Source organism: Burkholderia sp. BCC0405, assembly GCF_902833075.1.
Lineage (GTDB): Bacteria > Pseudomonadota > Gammaproteobacteria > Burkholderiales > Burkholderiaceae > Burkholderia.
In genome coordinates this window covers 20,232-41,627 of sequence record NZ_CADFEO010000021.1, presented here as the reverse complement: position 1 = coordinate 41,627, position 21,396 = coordinate 20,232, and the positions used below count along the sequence as shown (strand labels likewise).

Below are 21,396 nucleotides of genomic sequence, written 5' to 3'. Positions count from 1 at the left end.
TTGGCGCGGTGCCACCGCCCGCGGCGGGCGGCATCGTTGCATGCGCACGTCGATGTGCGCGCCGGCAGGGTCGAATTGCCGGTGATCGTGCGAAGCAGCATGGTGGCGCAGCCCCCTGAAATACGGGGCAATGACCCTCACTTCACGCGCAGCGCATCAGCCATGGAAGTCGACGAAAATTTCCATGCTCGTGCAGACGAGCACATCGAGCTATCGAACGAGCAGCTTCAAAAAGCGCCGAGTCGCGGCAAAGTCAGCGCATCGATGATGTATGCGACCGCACGATTCAACGCATGGCTCAGCGCATCCGGCCATGAGTCCGGTGCGGACATGGCCGCGACGCGGGAAGAAACGGTCCGGTATTTCTGCGATGAATACAGGAAGGCACTGGAACTTCACCTCGACGAATACATCGACAATTTCCATCGTTACATGCGGCCGAACTGACGGTGTCGGGGCTGTCGCGCGTGGCGGAGGAGACGGGCACGCGCGTTGAAATGAATCGCCACGCCGGGCGGCGTGGCGAGGGGCGCTGCGTGACGCTGCTTAACCCAGCGGCCAGTTCAGGAACACGATGCCGTCGTTGTAGTCGTCATCGGTGCCGTCTTCCGAGCCGACGATCCCGAAGTACGTCTTCTTGAAGAGATCGACCTGCCGCGAGCCGAGCCGCGACGGCTTGCCGTTCGCCATCACGATCACGCGCACGCGTCCCTTGCCGGAGTCGAGCACCTTGGTGCCGAGGTTCTGGTCCTGCATGCCGGCGCCCTTGAACGTGGCGACCGGTTTCGGGTTGTCGTCGACGTAGATGTCGATCGTCTGGTCGTTCGCCGCGTTGGTGAGCGCGGTGACGCCGAACTTGATGTTCGGCGGCAGGTTGAACGTGCCGTCGCGCTCGCCGCCGCCGCCGATCGTGCCGCTACCCGTGCCACCCGGGTTGCCGCCCGCTCCGGTTTCGCCGCTTCCGCTGCCGGGCGACGACGATTGCGCGGCCGTGTCCCCGATCGCGGACAGGCTCGCGTACGAGTCGATATGCATCGCGCTGCCGCGCACGCTTTTCCACTGGCCCTTCACGAACGTGACGCCGGCGCCGACGTCGATCGTCGCGACGAGCGTGAACGGCATGCGCCCGGTGGATTCGGGCACCTTCGACGAATACGTGAAGCAGCCGTCCGCGACGACGCCCTTGTCGGTCGCGATCGCGAAATAGATGCCGGGGAAGTTGTTGCCGGTCGCGTACGGCGTCGGCACGTTGAGGATGACCTGCAGTTTCCCGTTTCGAATCTCTGCCTTGGCGATGTCGATGTACAGGCCCGGGATGTCGACGTAGGTTTCCGATGTCGCGACCGGTGCACTGATGATCGAAGCCGAAAGGAGGGGCATGGATGTCTCCGTTGGTAGGTCGGGTTTAGACGCAAAAAGGGGGCCGCTGAATGCGGCGCGTCACCGCCGGCCGGCCCGCAGGCGGCCGGTGGTGGTCGGTCGTCACGCGCGTGTCAGGTCAGCCGATCGGCCACTGGAGCACGACGATGCCGTCGTTGTAGTCGCTGTCGTGGCCGTCTTCCGACACGACGATCCCGAAATTGACCGCGTACGGCGAGCCGTCCGATTTCTTGCCGGTGATCGGCGCGAGGCGCGCATCGGTGGCCGACGGCTTGCCGTTCACCGACACTTCGAAGCGGATCTTGCCGTTGCCGGAATTCAGCGTCGCTTCACGCGTGCCGTCGCGCGTGGTCAGCTTGTAATAAGCGGCGGGTTCCTTGCTGTCGCCGATGAACAGCTTGATGTGCTGCTGCTCGGCGGCATTCGCGAAGAAAATCGCGCGGAAATCGGTATTCGGCGGAATCGAAAACTCGCCGGCGCGATTGGATGACGTTTGAAAATCGGCCATGCTTTCCTCCTGAGGAATGATGGGTAAGGCTTCAAACCGTGTCGCGCAAACGTTTGCCGTTTGAAATGCGACATACCGAGCATGCCGAAAAATAAATCAGAAAATATTCGTCGGGGAATGGCTATTGTTCAGTAAATCGAAAATGGAGGTTAATCGATTTATTGAAATGTATTTAATGGGTGGTGTTTCGATATATTCAGGAAATTATATCGGCGGGTGTGTCGATTTTCTGAATGATGCGCGATGGCACAGACGGGGCGGGAGGTGGGAGCAATCGGGCTTGGGCGCGGGCGCTCGGCGTTCGCATATGGCAGCGTTGGTTTCAACATCAGCATCTCGGTCGTGGCCGCGCCCACCGGCCACCACCGAACGCCCGCACCGAAACCCGATCGCGACAGGGAAGGGGGTGCGGCAACCGGCGAAGTACGTTGACCAACTCACTCCGAACGTGAACAGGGGCCTCACCGGCGCCGCACCCATGAAGCATATCGACGCGGCGCCGCGTCGCCTATCGGACTGGACTGATTCTGAGCGATCAAATTCGACGCCATTGGCGCTCGGCCAGTTGACAGCCCCCATTCCCCTGTGATCTGATTTCGGCCATGCAAGCCGCCCAGCCCCTCTTCTCGCTACGACTACCAGCCCGTTTCTCCGGGCTGGGTCTGCGGCTGCGCGCTTTCCATCTGCTTCTTTCCTGAAGCGCCAGATTTCCCCCGCATCACCGACCTGGCCCCGGTTGTCGACCGGCGCCTGAGTTCGTCCTTCTTCCGAATCGTTCCGCTCCGTCCCGGTCGCTCAACCGCCAAGGCTGTCGTTCGCCGTACCGCTTTGCCGTTGTGCCGTTTTCTACCGTTTTCATCGCTGCGCGCGCAGCCTGCCCTCACGACCGATGGCCAGCGCGCGGCGCTTTCCCGACAAACCGACCGAGGACCGAACATCATGATGCTGAAGAACCCCGCGACGAAGTACCGACCGTTCACGCCCGTCAACCTGCCGAACCGCACGTGGCCGACGCGCACGATCACGCAAGCGCCGATCTGGATGAGCACCGACCTGCGCGACGGCAACCAGTCGTTGTTCGAGCCGATGGACGCGGCGCGCAAGATGCGGATGTTCAAGATGCTGGTCGCGATCGGCTTCAAGGAGATCGAGGTCGCATTCCCGTCGGCGTCGGAGACCGACTTCAACTTCGTGCGCGAGCTGATCGAAGGCGGCCACATTCCCGACGACGTGACGATCGAGGTGCTCACGCAGGCGCGCGACGACCTGATCGAGCGCACCTTCGACTCGCTGCGCGGCGCGAAGCGCGCGATCGTGCACCTGTACAACGCGACCGCGCCGGAATTCCGCAAGATCGTGTTCGGCCTCGACCGCGATGGCGTGAAGGCGCTCGCGGTGAACGCCGCGCGCACGATCAAGCGCTTCGCCGATGCCGCGACCGACACGCATTTCACGCTGCAATACAGCCCCGAAACCTTCACGGCGACCGAGCTCGATTTCGCGAAGGAAGTCTGCGACGCCGTGTTCGACGTCTGGCAGCCGACGCCGGAGCACAAGGCGATCGTGAACCTGCCGGCCACCGTGGAAGTCGGCACGCCGAACTTCTACGCGGACCAGATCGAATGGATGCACCGCAACCTCGCGCGCCGCGATGCGCTGATCGTGTCCGTGCATCCGCACAACGACCGCGGCACTGCCGTTGCAGCGGCCGAGCTCGCGGTGATGGCGGGCGCCGACCGGATCGAGGGCTGCCTGTTCGGCAACGGCGAACGCACCGGTAACGTCGACCTCGTTACGCTCGCGCTGAACCTCTATTCGCAGGGTGTCGATCCGGGCCTCGATTTCTCGCAGATCAACGAAGTCGCGCGCATGGCCGAGGAATGCACGCAGTTGCCGATCCATCCGCGCCATCCGTATGTCGGCGACCTGGTGTTCACCGCGTTCTCCGGCTCGCACCAGGATGCGATCAAGAAGGGCTTCGCGGTGCAGCGTCCCGATGCCGTGTGGGAAATGCCGTACCTGCCGATCGATCCGAGCGATGTCGGCCGCACGTACGACTCGATCATTCGCGTGAACAGCCAGTCGGGCAAGGGCGGTATCGCGTACCTGCTCGAGCAGAGCTATGGCGTCGTGCTGCCGCGCCGCCTGCAGGTCGACTTCAGCGCGGCCGTGCAGCGCCTGACCGACGACAGCGGGCTCGAAGTGACGAGCGCGCAGATCTGGTCGCTGTTCCAGCAGGAATACGTGGAAGGCGATGCGCCGCTGCGTTATGTCGGCCACGAGCTGACCGAGCGCGACGGCCGCGAGACGATCGTGCTGACCGCCGATGTGCACGGCGAGCGCCGCGTGCTGCGCGGCGAAGGCAATGGCCCGCTCGACGCGCTGATGCACGCGTTGCGTACGCCGCTGCGGATCCAGCACTACGAGGAGCGCGCGTTGTCGCAAGGCGCGGATGCGAAGGCGATCGCGATCGCGGAACTGTCCGGCGCGGGCGTGCGCGGCAGCGCGTTCGGCGTCGGCATCGATGCGAACCTGACGACCGCGTCGATTCGCGCGGTGATCAGCGGCATCAACCGCGCGTATGCGCGCGCGGACGAAGCGGCGCAGGCGACGTTTTTTGGTGTTCAGCCGGCGGTGAAGGCGGTCGCGTAACGGGCGGCCTGGCGGCCGCGCCGGCCAGGTCCGGCGCGGCCGTGTCGTCGTCCGTGCGGTGGCTGCCGCACGAGCCCGCGCGCGACGATCGTGCTCGGTTTCGCGCTCGTCGCGGCAGGCTGCCTGATGAACATCCACCTGAGCGCCGACGCCGCATCGAATGTGATCGTGCCGTCGCTCGTCGTGCGGGGGATCGGGCAGTCGCTGGTCGTGATCGCGCTGTCGGTGATGGCCGTCGGCGGAATCGAGAAGGCGCAGCTCGATTCGGCATCAGGCGTGTTCAACATGGTGCGCAACGTTGGCGGCGCGATCGGCATCGCGGTGGCGAGCCAGATCGTCGTCGAGCGGCAGAAGCTGCACGCGATGCGGATCGGCGAGGTCGTTTCGCCGTTATCGGCAGCCTTTCAGGAACGCATGACGATGCTGGCGCGGCTGCTGTCGCGCGTGCACGTGCCGCGTGCCGATGCGTTGCCGGGTTCGTCGACGGGCGGCGCGCACGAGCTGGCCCTCGCGCTCGTGAACCAGCGTGTGATGCGCGAGGCGCTGCTGATGGCGTACAGCGTTACGTTCCTGATCGCGGGTGTCGCCATGGCGGGGTGTACGGCGGCTGCGTTCGTATTGAAGGGGAAGAAGAAAGCGTGATGGGGACGGACGCCCGACAGTGAAGCCTGACATAGCTGACAGGCGATGACTTCCCGCAATGGGCGTATCGTGCATGCGTCGCGCGCGAGGTCGTTCTCCCGCGCCCATCACGATGAGGAGTGTGGCATGACGAAGGATGATTCTCTGAGGGGACAGATCAAGGAGCAGGCCCAGGCCGCGGATCGTCACAACCTGGCGCGGCCGGCCGCGAACGGCGCGCTGTGGGCGCGCGGCCTCACGACGCAACGGGTTGCCGACCTGTTCAAGACCCTGCAAGGGTTGCCGGGGCACTGGATGCAGTTGCAGAACGAGGTCAACGCCGGGAACCGCTATTTTTATGGCGTGCAGAACGGCAGCGTGACGACCGACGAAGGGAAGGCGCTGATCCGCTGGATCGCCAATGCGGTCGTGAGCGCCGCCGGGAATGCGCAGTTCGACTTCCCGCTGCAGCAACTGCGTTTCACCGCCGACATGGGCTGGCTGAAGCTCCAGCGTGTGCAAGGGCGCGTGATGGTGTTTTCGCAGCCCTGACCGTCAGTTCCGGGGCGGTGCCGGAACCCGGGGCGGTCGGTACGTTGCCGGTGTATCGAGGGTGATCGCGGAGAGCCGGTACGTTGCTCCCGCTCGCCTGTGACGGGCCTTCGGCGGCGGCCGGGCCCGGCCGTCACACACACTCCGTTTCGTTCATTCCGCCGGCCGTCAGACCGACACCGTGATGCCGGCCGCACGCGGTGGCCCCGCAGGCCGCACCACGATTTCCACATGCTGGCCCAACGACGCCAGCGTCTGCATCAGCCGTTCCAGCGAAACGTTCCGGAGCCTTTCGCGTTGCTCGGGCGTGACGGCGCGGCGCCGCTGTCCTTCGGACGGCGCGCGTTACTGGCCGAAGCGGTCCGCCACGGCATCCTTCAGCCGCGCGGCGGTGATCTCGCCCATGTGCGATTCGACGAGATTGCCGTTTGCGTCGAAGAAGAGCGTCGTCGGCAGCCCGCGCGAACCGTAGGTCTGCATCGCGTGCAGCGTGCGATCGAGCAGCACGTGATCGAACCGCAGTCCCTTCTGTTCGAGGAACGCGCGTACCGCTTGTGCGTCTTCGCCCTGGTTGACCATCAGCACCGTCATCCCGGGATGATCCTGCTGCGCTTGCGCGAGGATCGGCATTTCGCGTTGGCACGGCGGGCACCATGTCGCCCACAGGTTCACGACGACGGGCTTGCCCGCGAAGCGCTGCACCGGTACCGGCGTGGCGTCGAGCGCTTCGAGCCGCAACGCGGCAAGCGGCGGCGCGCTGTGCTGCAACGTGGCGAGCGTGCCTTGTGCGATACCCCATGCGGCAACGCCCGCGAGCATGCCGGCCATCACCGGGCGACGCAGCGCGCGCAGGCGGCGCAGGCGCCAGCCCGCGAACACGATCGCGGCCGCGAGGCCGATGCGCCAGTCGAAGCCGCCGTCGCCGAGCGCGATGATCGAGCGCGGTGCGGCCGCGTACTCGTGCCACCACTGCGCGACGTAGCCGATACGCGCGGCGAGCAGGCCGAGCAGCAGCGTGTCGAGGATCAGGCTCGATGCGGTCTTGTGGTGTCCATCGGGCGGGCGGCGCTGGATGAGGCGCGCGACGAGCCACGCGAGCAGCGCGGCGACGGCTACCGCGACGACGCGGATCGAGAAGGGACCAATGCTCAGCATGAAGAAGGATGGGGTGCGAACGAGCGGGGCTGGAGACGGGATTGTCCGCCACGGCGACGAAGCCGTCGACGGTCGTGTCGGCGATTCGACAGGTCGCCGCGGATGGGGGTTCCCGCCGAGAACGTAACGGCTCGTTGCGAATTCGACGGAAGGGGCAGGTTCAGGACGCCTTGATTTTCAGGCGCGCAGGCGGCACATCAGACCGGCCCGATGGTCAGCGGAGTTCAGCGGCGGTCAGCGGAATCGCGTTCATCGACACGACACGGGCCGGATATGCGCTTTGTCTTCGCAGCGGCGAGCGCGGAGATTGACGCCCGACGGGCCTTGCATGCGGGGCCCGCCGGGCGTCGGCGATTACAGATTGCCCGACGGGGCTTGTGCTGCGTTCGCTTGCTGCGCGTCGGCCGCCGGTTCGAGCGTCGTCAGCGTCTTCTCGGTGAACTTCTCGTACAGCCAGTTCAGGCGCGTATCGTCCATGCCGCCGGCGAGGCCGCCGAGCGCATACGAAGCCGATACCTTGAAGCGGTCGATCTGATGATTGTCGGCGTCGGTGAGCGTCACGGTGCCGTCGACGTGATCGTTGCCGGCCATGAAGCCGAACATCACTGCCGAGAAGCTCGAGCGCACGCGGATGCCGTTGACTTCGATGTTCAGGTGCATCGCATCGGTCGAACCGGCCGTTGCCAGCAACTTGCGTGCGGCCAGTGCGCTTTCGATTTTCCCTTTCAGGTTCTCGGGGCTGAATTTCAGATTGTCTTTCAGCGCTTCTTGCGCGGCTTTGTCGAGCGTGACCTGAACGATCACGGGTTTCGAGCCGAATTTGGGCGTCGATGCAGTTGCGATGGCCCCCGGCTGATCGCTGGCGTCGCGTGTCACGCTGCTCGCGCAGCCCGACAGGAAGCCGATCGTCACCAATGCCAGAGCGGCATGACGGAATACAGATTTCATGATTTGGTCTTTTGGGTTTGGGTTATTTGAGATGGCTCTGAGGCCGGGCGGAAATCTAACACCGGGCGAATCAATTCAAAAGGTCGAATAGATCGACAATCGATTCGGGATTTATTGATCGCGATGTCGTACGCGAATGGAATGCCGGTTGACCGCGTTGCGAGCGCGTGGGGGGACTGGCGATCGGGCGTGACTGCCGTGGGGCTGATTATTGCGGACGATCACTGTCCGTTGCCGGACCCCGCATCGCCGAGCCGATACGCGGTGAAGAACTCGTACCAAGGCGACCCTTCCCCAACCGGCACGTTGAGCGCGGCCGTCCGCCGCTTCAACACGCCGAACACGTCGTTGATCCGCGCTGTCTGCCCCGCATCGTTGAACGGATAGGGCCGCGCCCGGCCGGCCGCGAATGCGCCATACGCAATCGCAAGCAGGCGCGCGCTGTCGTCAGTCGACGCGATCGAGCCGTTGATCATTTCGGCGAAGCGCGGCCGGTCTTCGGCGCGCGATCCGGACAGGCACAGGAACACGATCGCCGATAGTTCGTGCAGATCCTTCACCCGCAGCAGCTCCGGCAGCCGCGCGACGATCCGCTCGACCGGTTCATCGCGCAGTGCGTCGCCGAAGTCGAGCACGGCGGTCATCGGATTCGTGTCCGCCTTCAGGCGATCGAGCGCCGACGATGTGGCCGACGCGCTCGCTCCGCCGGGCGACGCTGCCGGAGCAGCCCGCAACGCATCGGCCACCTGCTGCGTCCATTCCGGAAAGATCATCCGCACGTTGCCGAACTGTTCGCCGCCTTCCGCCGCCGGATTCCAGCGATACACGATCGTGCCGCCGCGAATGAACGGCGAATACAGGTGCTCGGGCGTTTGGGGCAGCGGCCGCCGGTTGATCGGCAGCCAGGCGAGCGTCAGCCAGTCGTAGCGGCCGGTGGCGGGCACGGCAGGGCTCGAGCTCGCGACGACCTGCCACGTGCCGCGATTCGCATAGCGGCGCCGCGCGTCGGGTACCGGGACGGTCTGGCCTTTCGCGGTGTCGAAGTATGTCGTGCCGGTCACGTTCGCGCCGCTGTCCGCGGCCGGCGTGATGATGGAGATGACCCACGACGCGCCGTCCGCCGAACGATAGTCGGACGGCTTCAGCGTGGCGACGTCGTGCACCATGCGCGTTTCCGCCGCGACGGGGCTGGGCGGGAGATTGGCGGGCGCGGCCAGGATGCTCGGCATGGGATTTCCTCGGAATCGGGGGCGCATCGCCGCGCGGGGACGACGCGCGGTGGCGCGGATTGTTTTATGTCACTGTAGAACGTCGCCGCCGGAAACGGAAACCGGCTGCGCGATGCTCCCGCTCACGCGTGCCGCTGTTTTTGTGGATCGAGGCGCGGGCGGCGGGTTGAGCGGGTCGCCGGGGGACACAAAAATCGACCGAAAGGAGGATCGTGTATCCCCGGGGTGACAAGGTTTGCCGAAGCGGCTGTTCCGGAAGCGATCATGGCCTTCAATCGGGCCGGGCAATCCACGAGATGGCACTTGCCCGCGCGTCGCCGTTCAGCTCAGCGCGACAACTCTTTCCGGTAGAGCACGGCTCCCGGCTTTTCCGCGACGGTGTCGTAGAGCCGCATCGCCGTGTGATTCGTTTCGTGCGTCTGCCAGTACACGCGTTCGGCGCGATGCGCACGCGCGGTGTCGTACACGGCTTCGATCAGCGCGCGGCCGACGCCCTTGCCGCGCTCGCTGCCGAGCGTGAACAGGTCCTGCAGGTAACAGGTCGGCCCGGCGAGCGTCGTGCTGCGGTGATACAGGAAATGCACGAGCCCGACGAGCCGGCCGGCGCGTTCGGCGACGAGCGCATGCACGGGTTCGTAGACGTCGAAGAAGCGCGACCACGTGAGCTGCGTGATGCGCAGCGGCAGAGCGGTATCGTCGAAGCGGCCGTAGAACCGGTTATAGCCGTCCCATAGCGGCAGCCACTGGTCGTAGTCGTCTTCCGTGACCGCGCGTACGGTCAGTCCGGTGTCGTTGGCGTTCATGTTGGCGGACCTGTCGAGGAGAAGTGCGCGCGCCGCCGGTCCGGCAGGCGCGTCGCAGGTCTCTACGATAGGAAGTCCGCGGCCCCATGGGTAGGCCCATGACGACGGCTTTTCTTGGTGCCACGATTCGCACGATTCTTGTGGGGTTGGCTGACCGTCAGCCGGCCTAAGGCGACCCGGCCGCCTTCGCCGGCCGTCGGCGCTTACCCGCGCAGCGGCGGATTGAGTTGCGCGAACGCCTGCTGGCGGCGATACGGGAAGTACGGATACGGTGCTTCCACCGCGCTCGCCGCGTCGAGTTTCGCGACCTGCGCATCGGTCAGTGCCCAGCCGGCCGCGCCGAGGTTCTGCCGCAGCTGTTCCTCGTTGCGCGCGCCGATGATCACCGACGACACGGTCGGGCGCTGCAGCAGCCAGTTCAGCGCGATCTGCGGTACGGTCTTGCCGGTTTCCTCGGCGATCGCGTCGAGCGCATCGACCACGTCGTACAGGTGTGCGTCGTCGACCGGCGGCCCGAAGCGGGCCGTTTCATGCAGGCGGCTGCCTTCGGGCAGCGGCGCGTTGCGCCGGATCTTGCCGGTGAGCCGGCCCCAGCCGAGCGGGCTCCAGACGAGCGCGCCGAGCCCCTGGTCGGCGCCGAGCGGCATCAGGTCCCATTCGTAATCGCGGCCGACGAGCGAGTAGTAGACCTGGTTCGCCACGTAACGCGACCAGCCGTGCCGATCCGCCACCGCCAGCGATTTCATGATCTGCCACCCCGCGAAGTTCGACACGCCGATGTAGCGCAGCTTGCCCGCGCGCACGAGATCGTCGAGCGTCGACATCACTTCCTCGACCGGCGTGCTTGCGTCGAACGCGTGGAGTTGCAGCAGGTCGATGTAGTCGGTGCCGAGGCGGCGCAGCGCGTGGTCGACGGCGCGCACCAGCCGCGCGCGCGATGTGCCCGCGTCGTTCGGGCCGGCGCCGGTCGGCAGGCCCGTCTTCGTCGAGATCAGCACCTGGTCGCGACGCCCCTTGATAGCGGCGCCGAGCACGCGCTCGGATTCGCCGTCCGAATACACGTCGGCCGTGTCGAACAGGTTGACGCCGGCTTCGAGGCAGATGTCGATCAGGCGGCGCGCTTCGTCGACGCCCGTGTTGCCCCATGCGCCGAACAGCGGGCCGGTGCCGCCGAACGTGCCGGCGCCGAAGCTCAGGGCGGGAACCTTGAGGCCGGAGCGGCCGAGGGTGCGGTATTCCATGGCGGGTTTCCTTTGGGTAATCGAAGTGTCGAGGGGTGCCGCGTGGCCAGGGGTCGCCACACTGTATCGCTTGTGGATATTCCGGATAATTGGGCAGACTTCGAAAATATCGTTCGGAGGAGGCGAATAATGCTGCTCGATAATCTCGCGCTGTTCCTGCGCATCGTGGAGAAAGGCGGGCTGGCCGCGGCGGGCCGAGAGTTCGGGCTGTCGCCGGCCACGGTGTCCGAGCGGCTGACCGCGCTCGAGCGCCACTACGGCGCGGCGTTGCTCACGCGCACGACGCGCGCGATCAGCCTGACCGACGAAGGCCGCATGCTCGTCGACGGCGCGCGGCGCCTGCTGGCGGAGGCCGATGAACTCGAAAGCCGCGTGCGGCTGGGGGTGCAGTCGCTGTCGGGGCCCGTGCGCCTGAGCGCGCCGGCCGATCTCGGGCGCGAGCGCGTGGTGCCGGTCGTCGACGCGTTCCTCGCCGAGCATCCGGGCGTCACGGTCGACCTGCATCTCGGCGACGGTTACGTCGATGTCGTCGGGCAGGGGCTCGATTTCGCGATCCGGCGCGGCACACTCGCCGACAGTTCGCTGCGCATCCGTTCGCTCGGCCGGGCGCGGCGCGTGGTGTGCGCGTCGCCCGCGTATCTCGCGGCGCACGGCACGCCGCAGCATCCGGACGAACTTGCCGCGCACGACTGCATCGTGATGCGCTTCGGGCCGGACCTGTATGCCGAATGGCCGTTCAGCATCGATGGCGAACCCCGGCGCGTGACGGTGCGCGGCCGGCGTGTGGCCAACGATGGCGCACTCGTGCGCGCATGGTGCGTCGCGGGGCACGGCGTCGCGCTGAAGTCGCTGGTCGACGTCGAGCAGGATCTGGCGTCCGGCGCGCTCGTCGAAGTCCTGCGCGCGTTCTCGCCGGGCGACGTCGATTTGCAGATCGTCTACCCGGGCAACGCCGTGCAACCGCGGCGCGTGCGTGCGCTGATCGACAGGTTGACGCAGGCGCTGGGCGAGGGGTAACGGGCAGGTTCATGCGGTCTGCCGGGCGTGGCGGCGCGTGTCTCGCCACGATCGTATCGGAGGCCGGCGTGACGATCCGGGGGCGCGATGCCGCCAGTTGAAACCGGCGTTCGCTCGATTGCACACATTTCGTCATTTAGCTAATATGCGAAACGTTAAGTGAAACCGAACCCATGGACGACGTCACCCGCATCAGCGCACTGGCCAACGAAAGCCGCCTGGCCGTGATGCGCTGGCTCAAGCAGCCACACGAGCATTTCCCGCCGCAGCCGCACGGCGATTTCGACGAGCTCGGCGTGTGCTGCACGTACATCACCGAGAAGCTCGGCATCGCGCCGGCCACGACCACGCGCCACATGCGCATCCTCGCGGATGCCGGGCTCGTGCAGGCGACCCGCGCCGGCAAGTTCACGTACTACAAGCGAATCGACGGCGCGCTGCAGCAACTCGGCCGCGATCTTTTGCAACTCTGACTCCCACGAAGGCAACCGACATGGACGAACTTGCATTGCTGGCCGACGCCGACCGGCGCGCGCACGCGTATCTGGCCGCGACGAACGAGCGGCGCGCGTTTCCCGACGAGGCTGCATTGGCCGGCCTTGCGGCGTTCGACGAGCCGCTGCCCGATACGGGCCGCGCGGCCGACGACGTCCTGCGTCTGCTCGACGAGCGCGGCACGCCCGCGACCGTCGCGTCGAACGGACCGAACTACTTCGGCTTCGTGATCGGCGCCGCGCTGCCGGCCGCGGCGGCGGCCGAGCGCTTGATGCTCGCGTGGGACCAGTGCGCGTCGTCGTATGCGAATTCACCGGTGGCCGCGACGATCGAGCGCCAGGCCGCGCGCTGGGTGGTCGACGTGCTCGGGTTGCCCGAGGGGAGCGCGGTCGGCTTCGGCACCAGCGCGACGGCCTGCACGCTCGTCGCGCTGGTGGCCGCGCGGCGCGCGCTGCTCGCGCGCAAGGGCTGGGACGTCGACGAGGACGGCCTGACCGGCGCGCCCGAGGTGAAGGTCGTGATCTCCGAACTCGCGCACATCACGGTGAAGAAGGCGCTGCGCGTGCTCGGTTTCGGGATGAAGCGCCTCGTCGTCGCGCCGGTCGACCTGCACGGCCGCATCGACCCGGCGCAGATGCCGCCGCTCGACGACATGACGATCCTCTGCGTACAGGCCGGCGAAGTGAACACCGGCGAGTTCGACCCGTTCGCGGCGCTGATTCCGCCTGCGAAGGCGGCCGGCGCATGGGTGCACGTCGACGGCGCGTTCGGCCTGTGGGCGCGTGCGTCGTCGAAGCGCGCGCTGACGGAAGGCATCGACGGCGCGGACAGCTGGACCACCGACGGCCACAAGTGGCTCAACACGCCGTACGATGGCGCGATGGTGATCTGCCGCGACGCGGCCGCGCTTGCGACCGCGATGAACAGCGACGCCGTCTACCTGAGCGGCGCGCAGGACGCGCAGAAGAACCTGAACCTCGAATTCTCGCGACGCGCGCGCGGCATCCCCGTGTGGGCCGCACTGCGTTCACTCGGCCGCGCCGGCGTGGCCACGATGGTCGAGCAGCATTGCGCGCAGGCGGCGCGGGTCGCGGACGGGCTGCGCGCCGCCGGCTACGACGTGCTGAACCGCGTCGTGCTGAACCAGGTGCTGGTGCGCGCCGGCACCGACGATGAAACGGCTGCGATCCTCAAGGCTGCGCAGGCATCGGGCGACGTGTGGTTCGGCGCGACGGTGTGGCAAGGGCGGCCGGCGTTCCGGATCAGCGTGTCGTCGTGGCGTACCGAAGACGCGCATATCGATCGTCTCGTGGCATTGCTGACGGCGTTGCGCGGCGTGCACGTGCGTTGAGCGGCGACAACGCGGCGGCGCGCGCGGAGGTTCACTCCGTCACGCGCGGCGCGTTTCGCGTATGCGCCGGATAGGCCGCATCGTCAGCGCACCGAGTCGGGAAACGCGTGCATCGAGAACGCGAACGCGGCTTCCGCCGGCGCCTCGATCTCCGCTTCCCCGCCCTCCAGATGACCGTCGAGATCGCCGCGATCGTCGAGCACGGTCATGCGTTCGACGCCGATGCGCGCCTGCCGCGATGGTGTTCGTGCCGTGCAAGGCCGGCTTGAGCCACAACGAAGCGGAAAATATCGATCCGGTGCCCCTCGCGCAAGGCGCGTCGGTGCCGGCGAACCTGCTGGCCGATTGCGCGCGTTAGCCGCGCGCGATGGCGGGGCTCGCAATGCCTCTGCAAGCGTGAAATAACGGACAATGGCCGCTGCGCGCGCCACGCCGGCGCAGCGTTCAACCGAAGCATTCACGCTTGCGAGAACCCCATGTCGACTCCCTTTCCCCGGGAACTGCTGAAGGCCGCCGATATCGCGAAGATGGAGCCGGTGCGCGCGGTGCATTCGCTGAATCCCAATGCCGTTCGCCTCAAGCGACAACTCAGCGACCTGACCGGCCTGACGCAATTCGGCGTTCACCTGCTCACGCTGATGCCCGGACACGAATCGGCCGAGTATCACCGCCACCTGTACGAAGAAGAGTTCGTGTACGTGCTGTCCGGCACCGGCGTGGTCACGATCGGCGAGCGCACCGAGGCAATCGGGCCCGGCGATTTCCTGGGCTTTCCGCGCGGCGGTGAAGCGCATACGGTGCAGAACACCGGCGATACGCCGCTGGAGCTGCTCGTCGGCGGGCAGCGGCTCGAACACGATGTCTGCGAATATCCGCGAATCGGCAAGCGGCTCCATGTCGCGGGCGAACTCGAAGACTATGTCGATCTGCCGAAGCGGCCTTGATCGCCAAAGTAGTCGCCCATCACCTTGTTGATCTCGGCGACGTTGCGCTCGCCCGCGCGGCCAAGCGCCTTCATCGGCAAGACGACCTCGCTGTCGCCGGCGAGGCGATACACGATGTGCGTGCCGCGCCGCTCGGTATCGACGAGGCGCGCGCGCCGCAGGATCGGCAGGTGCCGCGACGTGTTCGCGAACGTCATCCCCGGCAGCGCTGTCGGTTCCTCGACCGAACGCTCACGCTGTGCGGGGTGCTCCAGCAATTCGCGCCGGTTCGGACGGCCGGGCGCCTGCGCGAGCTCGGCCATGCGATTGGCGCGTTGTCGGCCGGCCTGATGGCCGACCGCTTCGGCTTCGCCGCCGCGACGTTCGCGTCAGGGGGCGTTGTCGCGATTATGATGCGGGAACGCTACTGACAGGGTTCCCCGATATGGACGCGCCGCTTCCGCCGATCTCCGTTCCGATTCCCGAAACGGAACCTGAAGCCGAGACCGAAACCGTTGCCGAGCCGCGCGCGTCGCGGCTGCATCGGCCGGTCGCGCTCGTCACCGGTTCGACGTCGGGGATCGGCGCGGCGGTTGCGCGCCGGCTGGCGGCGGACGGCCATGCGGTCATCCTGCATTCGCGCCGCTCGGCCGACGTGGGGCGCGCGATGGCGCGCGAACTCGGCGCGGCCTATGTGCAGGCCGATCTCGCCGACGACGCCGAGCGCGTGCGTTTGATCCGCGAAGCCGTTGCCGTGCACGGGCGGCTCGACGTGCTCGTCAACAACGCGGGCGTCAGCCGTGTGATTCCGCATGACGACCTCGCCGCGGCGACCCCCGACGTGTGGCGCGAGATGCACGAGATCAACGTGATCGCACCGTTTCGGCTCGTCGCCGAGGCGGAGGCCGCGCTGCGCGAGGCGGCGTCGCACGGGCGGGCCGGGTGCGTGGTGAACATCAGCTCGCATGCGGGCGTGCGGCCGAAAGGCGCGTCGATTCCGTATGCGGCGGCGAAGGCCGCGCTGAATCACACGACGCGGCTGCTCGCGCGCACGCTTGCACCGGCGATTCGCGTCAATGCGGTCGCGCCGGGGCTCGTCGATACGCCGCTTACGGCCGACTGGACGGACGCGCAGCAGCTCTGGCGCGAGCGCGCGCCGATGCGCCGCGCGGCGACGCCGGACGACATCGCGCAGACGGTTGCGATGCTTGTTGCGTCCGACTACGTGACGGGCGAGATCGTGATGCTCGACGGGGGAATGAATCTGACGTGATGCGGTGAAGCAGCCGCGCATCCGCGCGCAGGGGGCACGCACGCGATTACCGCGGCCGCTTGCTTGCCGGATCAAGCGATCAACCGAGGCGTGATCGCAGTTGCGCGAGCGCCTGGTCGTGCGTGCGCTCGAACTTCAGCGGCGTGACGGCGACATACCCTTCACCCAGCGCGACCGTCTCCGAATCCGCATCGTCGTCGCGCGGCGCGCGTGCGAGCTTCAGCCAGTGATACTCGAAGTCGCGCGGGTCGCGCCTCGACACGATCTCGACGCCCTGCAGCGTGCCGGCGCCCTGGTTCGTCACCTTGAGGCCACGCACGTCCTGCGCGGGCCGCGGCGGGAAGTTCACGTTCAGGCACGCATCGCTGTCCCAGCCGGCGGCAACGAGCCGGCGAATGACGTCCGGCGCAAGCGCGAGCGCGGTGTCCCACGGCACCGCGTTGCGATCGGTGAAGGCCTGGCTCAGCGCGATGGCCGGCACGCCGACCAGCATGCTCGTCATCGCGGCGCCGACCGTGCCGGAAAACACCGTTTCGGTACCGAGGTTCCCGCCGCGATTCACGCCGGACAGCACGATGTCGGGCCGCGCGTCCGTCATCAGGTGGCCGATCGCGATCGCGACGCAATCGCCGGGCGTGCCGCGCACCGCGAAACGGCGTTCGCCCTTGCGATGTACGCGCAGCGGGTCATGCAGGCTCAGCGAATGCGACGTGCCGCTCTGGTCTTCAGCCGGTGCAACGATCCACACTTCGCGCGCCAGTTGCGTGGCAACCTGTTCGAGCACGTCAAGGCCGGGGGCATCGAATCCGTCGTCGTTGGTGAGCAGGACGCGATCGAACAGCGGGCGGGTTTCTGGCATCGGGACGATCCTCGTGGAGATGGGCAATGAGAGGGGGCGTGCAGTGTGGCGCCAGCCACAAGGCTAGCATTCCCGCGTGAGAATCGTCGCGTCGCGCGGTGGGCGCGGATGCGAAAACGGGCGCATCGCGCGCCCGTTGGCCGGTGTGCAGGCCGCGAGGGCGCGGCGGGTCGGAACCGTTCAGCCGAGCAGGTGCCGCAGCAGGCCGGCCGACACGACGCCGACGATGACGGTCGGCAGGATCGACAGGCGCGTCGCCGCAATCAGCGTCACGGCCAGCGCGAGCAGGTCGGCCGGGCGCGTCGACACGAAGGCCGGCGCGATCACCGAGATCAGCACGCAGCCGGGCACGTTCTCCATCACCGACGCCATCCGGGGGCTCAGCGTGCGGTTGCGCAGCAGCACGTAGCCAAGGATGCGCGACAGATACGTCGTCGACGCCATCAGCACGATCGTCGCGACCGTGCTGAAATCCGGGAAATCAGGCATCGCGCGGCTCCCACAGCAGCGCGGCGACCAGCCCCGCGCAGGCGCCGGCCGCGACGTACCACGCGCCGGGCACGGCCAGGTGCGTGGCTGCGGCGACGACGAGGCTCACGAACCACGGGCGGCTCGCGCGCATCCCTTTCCACATCCCGCGCAGCAGCACCAGGAATACCGCCGTGAACGCCATGTCGAAGCCGTACTGCTCGACGTTGCCGATCGTCGGGCCGACCGCCGCGCCGAGCGTGGTCATCGAGATCCACGTCAGGTAGAGCCCCACGCAGATGCCCGCGTAATAGGGCACGCTGATGTGCGTGGCGGAGCGCGCCCGGGCGTCGGCGAGCGACATCGCCCAGCTTTCGTCGCACATGAAGAACAGTGCGAAGAGCGCGCGGCGGCGCGGCAGGCGGCGGATATACGGCTCGAATGCGGCGCCCATCAGGATGTGGCGCGAATTCACGAGGAACGACATCGCGACGATCAGCGCGATATGCGGCGGCGATGTCCACAGATGGATCGCCGCGAATTCGGAGCCGCCGCCGAAGTTCATGCCGGTCATCATCGGCACTTCGAACAGGCTCAGCCCCTTCTGCGCGGCCTGCGCGCCCAGCACGAGCGCGAACGGCACGAAACCCAGCATGACGGGCAGCGCCGCGCGCAAACCGCGACCCATCTCGGCGACATAGGCGGGCTTCTCGCGAAGCCCTGACGACGTTGAAACGCTACTGCTCATTACTCCTCCTTCGGGGGAGGAATTGTCTGCTTTTTTGACTCGAATCGGGTTGCGTTGTGGCCAGATTTTTCTCAGAATTTGGCATTGAACGCGTGATACGAAAATTTTTTGGAATTGGATGCCAATGAAACTTGACGCCATCGACCGCCGGATCCTGAACGCGCTCCAGCGCGACGGCCGCATGCAGAACGTGGAGCTCGCACACGAGGTCGGGCTGTCGCCGTCGCCGTGCCTGCGGCGCGTCCGGCTCCTCGAGGAAGCCGGCGTGATCGAGAAATACGTGGCCGTGCTGAATCCCGCGAAAGTCGGCAAGGGGCTGACGATCTTCACGCGCGTGTGGCTGAAGGGGCAGGACGCGGAATCGGTGAACCGCTTCGCCGAGGCCGTCCAGCAGATGCCGGAAGTCGTCGAGTGCCACCTGATGGCGGGCGATTGCGATTTTCTGCTGCGCGTCGTCGCGGCCGACATCGACGACTACCGGCGCTTCCAGATGGAAACCCTCACGCGCATTCCAGGCGTGCTGAGCGTGAAGACCGACATTCCGATGCAGAAGGTCAAGCTCACGTCGGCGCTACCGACCTAGCTCGATGCCGGTGCGTGTCATGCGACGGACGGGTCGACGAACGGTCACGGCTCGGTGACAATCGCTCGGTAGACTGACGAATCGCAGCGCTTCGACCCGGTTGCCTGAGTGGTCGCGCGACGTTCGATGCGCAAGCAACTAACGGTCAATGCCGACGCGATCGGGCAGGCGCTGCTGCGCGCCGGTTCATGCGCCGGCGCGGGCGTTTCTTCTTGTCGGGCCATTCATGCAGCCAATCAACACGCCGTGGAATTCGCTGGAAATCGTCAAGCTCGTGCTGGGCGTGCTGACGCCGTTGTCGGTTGCGTGTCTCGGCTGGCTCGTCGCGCGCCGGCTGAAGCGGCTCGAACTGGTGCAGTGGACCAACCAGCGGTTGATCGAGAAGCGTCTCGCGCTATACGACGCGGTCGCGCCGCAGCTCAATGCGTTGCTGTGTTTCTACACGTGGATCGGCTACTGGAAGGACATCTCGCCGGACGACGTGATCCGCGCGAAGCGCGACCTCGACCGCACGTTCCACATCTACCGCTACCTGTTCGACGACGACGTGTACGACGCGTATCACACGTACATCCACGCGCTGTTCGACATGCATACGGGCCCGGGCCGCGACGCGCGGATCCGCTCGCTGATCCAGGCGCCCGACGGTGATCGGAGCGTGCACGGCTCGTACGAATGGAAGCCCGCGTGGTCCGAACGCTTCTCGACCGCGAATGTCGTGCCGAAGGACGACGTGTTGCGCCACTACACGCAGTTGATGGAGCGGCTGCGCGTGGCGCTGGGCGCGACGCGCTGAAGGCCGGCATCGCGCGTCGCGACGATGTCGCTTGCGACTGACGGCTCACCTGCTTCGCCTCCCGGCTGATCCCCGCCCGCGCACCGACGGCCGATTCATGCATGGCCGGGCGTGGGTGCGATTCAGGCAAACGAGATCACGAGTTTCTTGCCGCACGCGGCGGCATACTTGCGCAGCGTCTCGATCGATGGAGAGTGCTGGCCTGTCGCGAGCGCGCGTTCAAGCCGCGTGACGGCAGGCGCCTTCGTGCCCATGCGCTCCGCCACTTCGGCTTGCGAAAGACCGGCGGCTCGCCGGGCGGCCAGCATTGCGTCGAGCAGCGCGAATTCCTCGCGGTTCAGCCGGTCGTATTCGGCGCGTACCTTCGGATCGGACAACGCGAGCTCGCGCAGTGCCTTATAGGTTGCCATAACGAATCTCCTTCAATCGGCGGCGCGCAGTTTCCAGCTCTTTCTGCGGCGTTTTCTGCGTCTTCTTCACGAAGCAGTGAAGTATGACGATCCGCCGGTTGACGACCGCTCAGTAAAACACACGGGCGATACCTTCCAGGCCCTTCAAGCGCATTTCATACAACCCGTCGCCCATCGGCCTGATGTGAGGTTCGCCCAGATTCGGGCCGTACTGCTCCATACGGTCAGCGAGTGCGAAGAACCTGGCGGTCAGCGTCTTCGGCAACGCAAGCACGCCTGCCTGCCTCGACTTGCTCGCTGAAGAAATGGATTTCATACGCGACGGTTTGCACAGTAACAAAGTTGTTATTTCCTTGCAAGAAGGAGCGCCGTCGCGTCTGTCATGAGGGCGGCTCGTCGAATGCACGGAAGCACCGGAGAAACGTCTGGACGTTTCTCCGGTGCTTCGTTGCCGATGTGTGAGCCAGATTGTTTGCTGGCGGGCTGAATTCGACTAGTTGTCCGAATGGATATCAGGTCTGCCGGTTTGCTTCGGGAGGCGGAGAGATCAGTTCCGCCCCGCCACCGCGAGTCGCGCGGCCAACCCCACGAACACCGACCCGAGCAGATACTGCGGGAGCTTCGACGGGCGGCGGCGCGCGCCGATCCGCTGGCTCAGCCGGCTCGCGGACAGGATGACCGCGCCGTTCACGACGATGCCGATCAGGTTCAGCACCGTCGCGAGCACGAGAATCTGCACGGCGATCGAACCGTGCCCAGGGCGCACGAACTGCGGAAACAGCGCGAGCACGAACAGCGCCATCTTCGGGTTCAGCAGGTTCGTCGTCAGCCCCTGGCGGAAGATCGCCGCGGTCGAGTGGCGGCGCTGCGACGCGACGGGTGACAGCGCGCTTGCATCCGAACGGAACGTCTTCCACGCGAGATACAGCAGATAGGCGGCGCCCGCGAAGCGCACGACGTCATAGGCGAGCGGCACCGCGACGAAGAGCTGCGACAGCCCGAGCGCGGCCGCCAGCGCGTGGCAGTAAGTGCCGGCCTGGATGCCCGCGAGTGTCGCGAAGCCTGCGCGCCGGCCCTGGCTCACGCTGCGGGACGCGATCAGCAGCATGTCGGGGCCCGGCGTGGCCGTCAGCGCGAGACACGCGCCGGAGAACAACGCGAGCGTGGAAAAGTCGACCATGGGAATCCTTTTTGAGTGAGCGGCGTAAAAAGGAATGCCACTTTAGGCGTGCCGCTGCGGGTGGTCAACCGTGCTCGCGCCATGCTTGGGGGCAACGGCTGGCTTCCATCCTTTCGATCAATCGGAAGTCGTGTTTGCCATTCGCACGCCTTGCGCGGCTGCACCAGCACTTAACAATTCAGTCACGAATTTTCGTACCTGATC

At 66.5% G+C, this 21,396-nt stretch carries 23 protein-coding genes and 5 pseudogenes; 12 read left to right on the top strand and 16 right to left on the bottom strand.

Annotation, left to right across the window (positions count from 1 at the left end; all coding sequences use genetic code 11):
- Positions 1 to 36: 36 nt before the first annotated feature.
- Positions 37 to 447, top strand: coding sequence for a DUF3144 domain-containing protein (locus HWX36_RS28530; RefSeq protein WP_208457825.1), 411 nt, complete (start codon positions 37 to 39; stop codon positions 445 to 447).
- Between the two features lie 99 nt (positions 448 to 546).
- Here HWX36_RS28530 and HWX36_RS28525 read toward each other — a convergent pair whose 3' ends face one another.
- Entirely contained in the window at positions 547 to 1,380 is an 834-nt protein-coding gene (locus HWX36_RS28525) for a fucose-binding lectin II (RefSeq protein WP_175956810.1), read from the bottom strand.
- A 118-nt stretch (positions 1,381 to 1,498) separates the two neighbouring features.
- A complete protein-coding gene (locus HWX36_RS28520) occupies positions 1,499 to 1,888 on the bottom strand; it encodes a fucose-binding lectin II (RefSeq protein ID WP_175956808.1) in 390 nt (129 codons plus the stop codon).
- A 942-nt stretch (positions 1,889 to 2,830) separates the two neighbouring features.
- Between HWX36_RS28520 and leuA the strand changes: the two genes are divergently transcribed.
- The 3 genes and pseudogenes from leuA (at position 2,831) to HWX36_RS28505 (ending at position 5,713) form a co-directional block, all read left to right on the top strand.
- Positions 2,831 to 4,540, top strand: a complete 1,710-nt coding sequence (leuA, locus tag HWX36_RS28515) for a 2-isopropylmalate synthase (RefSeq protein ID WP_175957008.1) — start codon at positions 2,831 to 2,833, stop codon at positions 4,538 to 4,540.
- 66 nt (positions 4,541 to 4,606) lie between these two features.
- Positions 4,607 to 5,182: pseudogene (locus tag HWX36_RS28510) on the top strand (EmrB/QacA family drug resistance transporter); the annotation flags it as partial.
- Positions 5,183 to 5,308: 126 nt separating this feature from the next.
- Positions 5,309 to 5,713 (top strand): peptide ABC transporter ATPase, encoded by a 405-nt coding sequence (locus HWX36_RS28505; protein WP_175956806.1) that lies wholly within the window; start codon positions 5,309 to 5,311, stop codon positions 5,711 to 5,713.
- A gap of 168 nt (positions 5,714 to 5,881) precedes the next feature.
- Here HWX36_RS28505 and HWX36_RS28500 read toward each other — a convergent pair.
- The 6 genes and pseudogenes from HWX36_RS28500 to HWX36_RS28475 form a co-directional block, all read right to left on the bottom strand.
- Positions 5,882 to 6,025 (bottom strand): annotated as a pseudogene (locus HWX36_RS28500) (XRE family transcriptional regulator); the annotation flags it as partial.
- A 33-nt stretch (positions 6,026 to 6,058) separates the two neighbouring features.
- Positions 6,059 to 6,868, bottom strand: a complete 810-nt coding sequence (locus HWX36_RS28495; RefSeq protein ID WP_175956804.1) for a TlpA disulfide reductase family protein — start codon at positions 6,866 to 6,868, stop codon at positions 6,059 to 6,061.
- Positions 6,869 to 7,222: 354 nt separating this feature from the next.
- Complete coding sequence (locus tag HWX36_RS28490; protein WP_175956802.1) at positions 7,223 to 7,816, bottom strand: DUF4410 domain-containing protein; 594 nt, start codon at positions 7,814 to 7,816, stop codon at positions 7,223 to 7,225.
- 221 nt (positions 7,817 to 8,037) lie between these two features.
- Entirely contained in the window at positions 8,038 to 9,045 is a 1,008-nt protein-coding gene (locus HWX36_RS28485) for a hypothetical protein (RefSeq protein WP_175956800.1), read from the bottom strand.
- Positions 9,046 to 9,371: 326 nt separating this feature from the next.
- Entirely contained in the window at positions 9,372 to 9,848 is a 477-nt protein-coding gene (locus HWX36_RS28480; protein ID WP_175956798.1) for a GNAT family N-acetyltransferase, read from the bottom strand.
- A 203-nt stretch (positions 9,849 to 10,051) separates the two neighbouring features.
- Positions 10,052 to 11,089 carry an aldo/keto reductase gene (locus HWX36_RS28475; RefSeq protein ID WP_175956796.1) on the bottom strand — a complete coding sequence of 346 codons (1,038 nt, stop codon included), beginning with the start codon at positions 11,087 to 11,089 and terminating at the stop codon, positions 10,052 to 10,054.
- A 129-nt stretch (positions 11,090 to 11,218) separates the two neighbouring features.
- Between HWX36_RS28475 and HWX36_RS28470 the strand changes: the two genes are divergently transcribed.
- The 3 genes from HWX36_RS28470 to HWX36_RS28460 all read left to right on the top strand — a co-directional run bounded on the left by HWX36_RS28470 (position 11,219) and on the right by HWX36_RS28460 (position 13,952).
- Positions 11,219 to 12,106 carry a LysR family transcriptional regulator gene (locus tag HWX36_RS28470; RefSeq protein ID WP_175956794.1) on the top strand — a complete coding sequence of 296 codons (888 nt, stop codon included), beginning with the start codon at positions 11,219 to 11,221 and terminating at the stop codon, positions 12,104 to 12,106.
- Positions 12,107 to 12,279: 173 nt separating this feature from the next.
- Positions 12,280 to 12,579 (top strand): helix-turn-helix domain-containing protein, encoded by a 300-nt coding sequence (locus HWX36_RS28465; RefSeq protein ID WP_175956792.1) that lies wholly within the window; start codon positions 12,280 to 12,282, stop codon positions 12,577 to 12,579.
- A 20-nt stretch (positions 12,580 to 12,599) separates the two neighbouring features.
- Positions 12,600 to 13,952, top strand: coding sequence for a pyridoxal-dependent decarboxylase (locus HWX36_RS28460; protein WP_175956790.1), 1,353 nt, complete (start codon positions 12,600 to 12,602; stop codon positions 13,950 to 13,952).
- Positions 13,953 to 14,035: 83 nt separating this feature from the next.
- Here HWX36_RS28460 and HWX36_RS37695 read toward each other — a convergent pair whose 3' ends face one another.
- Positions 14,036 to 14,161: a hypothetical protein gene (locus tag HWX36_RS37695; RefSeq protein ID WP_279613404.1), complete on the bottom strand. Its 126-nt coding sequence runs from the start codon at positions 14,159 to 14,161 to the stop codon at positions 14,036 to 14,038.
- Between the two features lie 17 nt (positions 14,162 to 14,178).
- Between HWX36_RS37695 and HWX36_RS37855 the strand changes: the two are divergent.
- Together HWX36_RS37855 and HWX36_RS28455 are read left to right on the top strand one after the other, a co-directional pair.
- Positions 14,179 to 14,310, top strand: a pseudogene (locus HWX36_RS37855) (Zn-dependent hydrolase); the annotation flags it as partial.
- A 118-nt stretch (positions 14,311 to 14,428) separates the two neighbouring features.
- On the top strand, positions 14,429 to 14,896 hold the full coding sequence (locus HWX36_RS28455) for a cupin domain-containing protein (RefSeq protein ID WP_175956788.1): 468 nt from the start codon (positions 14,429 to 14,431) through the stop codon (positions 14,894 to 14,896).
- A 5-nt stretch (positions 14,897 to 14,901) separates the two neighbouring features.
- On the opposite strand, the pseudogene HWX36_RS28450 reads toward HWX36_RS28455, so the two are convergent.
- Positions 14,902 to 15,198 (bottom strand): annotated as a pseudogene (locus HWX36_RS28450) (metalloregulator ArsR/SmtB family transcription factor); the annotation flags it as partial.
- Positions 15,199 to 15,320: 122 nt separating this feature from the next.
- Between HWX36_RS28450 and HWX36_RS28445 the strand changes: the two are divergent.
- Positions 15,321 to 16,148, top strand: coding sequence for an SDR family oxidoreductase (locus HWX36_RS28445; RefSeq protein ID WP_175956786.1), 828 nt, complete (start codon positions 15,321 to 15,323; stop codon positions 16,146 to 16,148).
- 79 nt (positions 16,149 to 16,227) lie between these two features.
- On the opposite strand, the gene surE is transcribed toward HWX36_RS28445, so the two are convergent.
- The 3 genes from surE to HWX36_RS28430 all read right to left on the bottom strand — a co-directional run bounded on the left by surE (position 16,228) and on the right by HWX36_RS28430 (position 18,223).
- Entirely contained in the window at positions 16,228 to 17,007 is a 780-nt protein-coding gene (gene surE / locus HWX36_RS28440) for a 5'/3'-nucleotidase SurE (protein ID WP_175956784.1), read from the bottom strand.
- Between the two features lie 180 nt (positions 17,008 to 17,187).
- Positions 17,188 to 17,496 carry an AzlD family protein gene (locus HWX36_RS28435; RefSeq protein WP_069250570.1) on the bottom strand — a complete coding sequence of 103 codons (309 nt, stop codon included), beginning with the start codon at positions 17,494 to 17,496 and terminating at the stop codon, positions 17,188 to 17,190.
- Complete coding sequence (locus tag HWX36_RS28430; protein ID WP_175956782.1) at positions 17,489 to 18,223, bottom strand: AzlC family ABC transporter permease; 735 nt, start codon at positions 18,221 to 18,223, stop codon at positions 17,489 to 17,491. Before HWX36_RS28430 ends, HWX36_RS28435 begins: the two co-directional genes overlap by 8 nt.
- A gap of 124 nt (positions 18,224 to 18,347) precedes the next feature.
- On the opposite strand from HWX36_RS28430, the gene HWX36_RS28425 reads away from it, so the two are divergent.
- Complete coding sequence (locus HWX36_RS28425) at positions 18,348 to 18,806, top strand: Lrp/AsnC family transcriptional regulator (RefSeq protein ID WP_175956780.1); 459 nt, start codon at positions 18,348 to 18,350, stop codon at positions 18,804 to 18,806.
- A 226-nt stretch (positions 18,807 to 19,032) separates the two neighbouring features.
- Complete coding sequence (locus HWX36_RS28420) at positions 19,033 to 19,602, top strand: hypothetical protein (RefSeq protein WP_175956779.1); 570 nt, start codon at positions 19,033 to 19,035, stop codon at positions 19,600 to 19,602.
- A 122-nt stretch (positions 19,603 to 19,724) separates the two neighbouring features.
- On the opposite strand, the gene HWX36_RS28415 is transcribed toward HWX36_RS28420, so the two are convergent.
- The 3 genes and pseudogenes from HWX36_RS28415 to HWX36_RS28405 all read right to left on the bottom strand — a co-directional run bounded on the left by HWX36_RS28415 (position 19,725) and on the right by HWX36_RS28405 (position 21,192).
- On the bottom strand, positions 19,725 to 20,012 hold the full coding sequence (locus HWX36_RS28415; protein ID WP_175956778.1) for a helix-turn-helix transcriptional regulator: 288 nt from the start codon (positions 20,010 to 20,012) through the stop codon (positions 19,725 to 19,727).
- Positions 19,999 to 20,328: pseudogene (locus tag HWX36_RS28410) on the bottom strand (type II toxin-antitoxin system RelE/ParE family toxin). Before HWX36_RS28410 ends, HWX36_RS28415 begins: the two are co-directional and overlap by 14 nt.
- A 231-nt stretch (positions 20,329 to 20,559) precedes the next feature.
- Entirely contained in the window at positions 20,560 to 21,192 is a 633-nt protein-coding gene (locus HWX36_RS28405; protein ID WP_175956777.1) for a LysE family translocator, read from the bottom strand.
- Between the last annotated feature and the right edge of the window lie 204 nt (positions 21,193 to 21,396).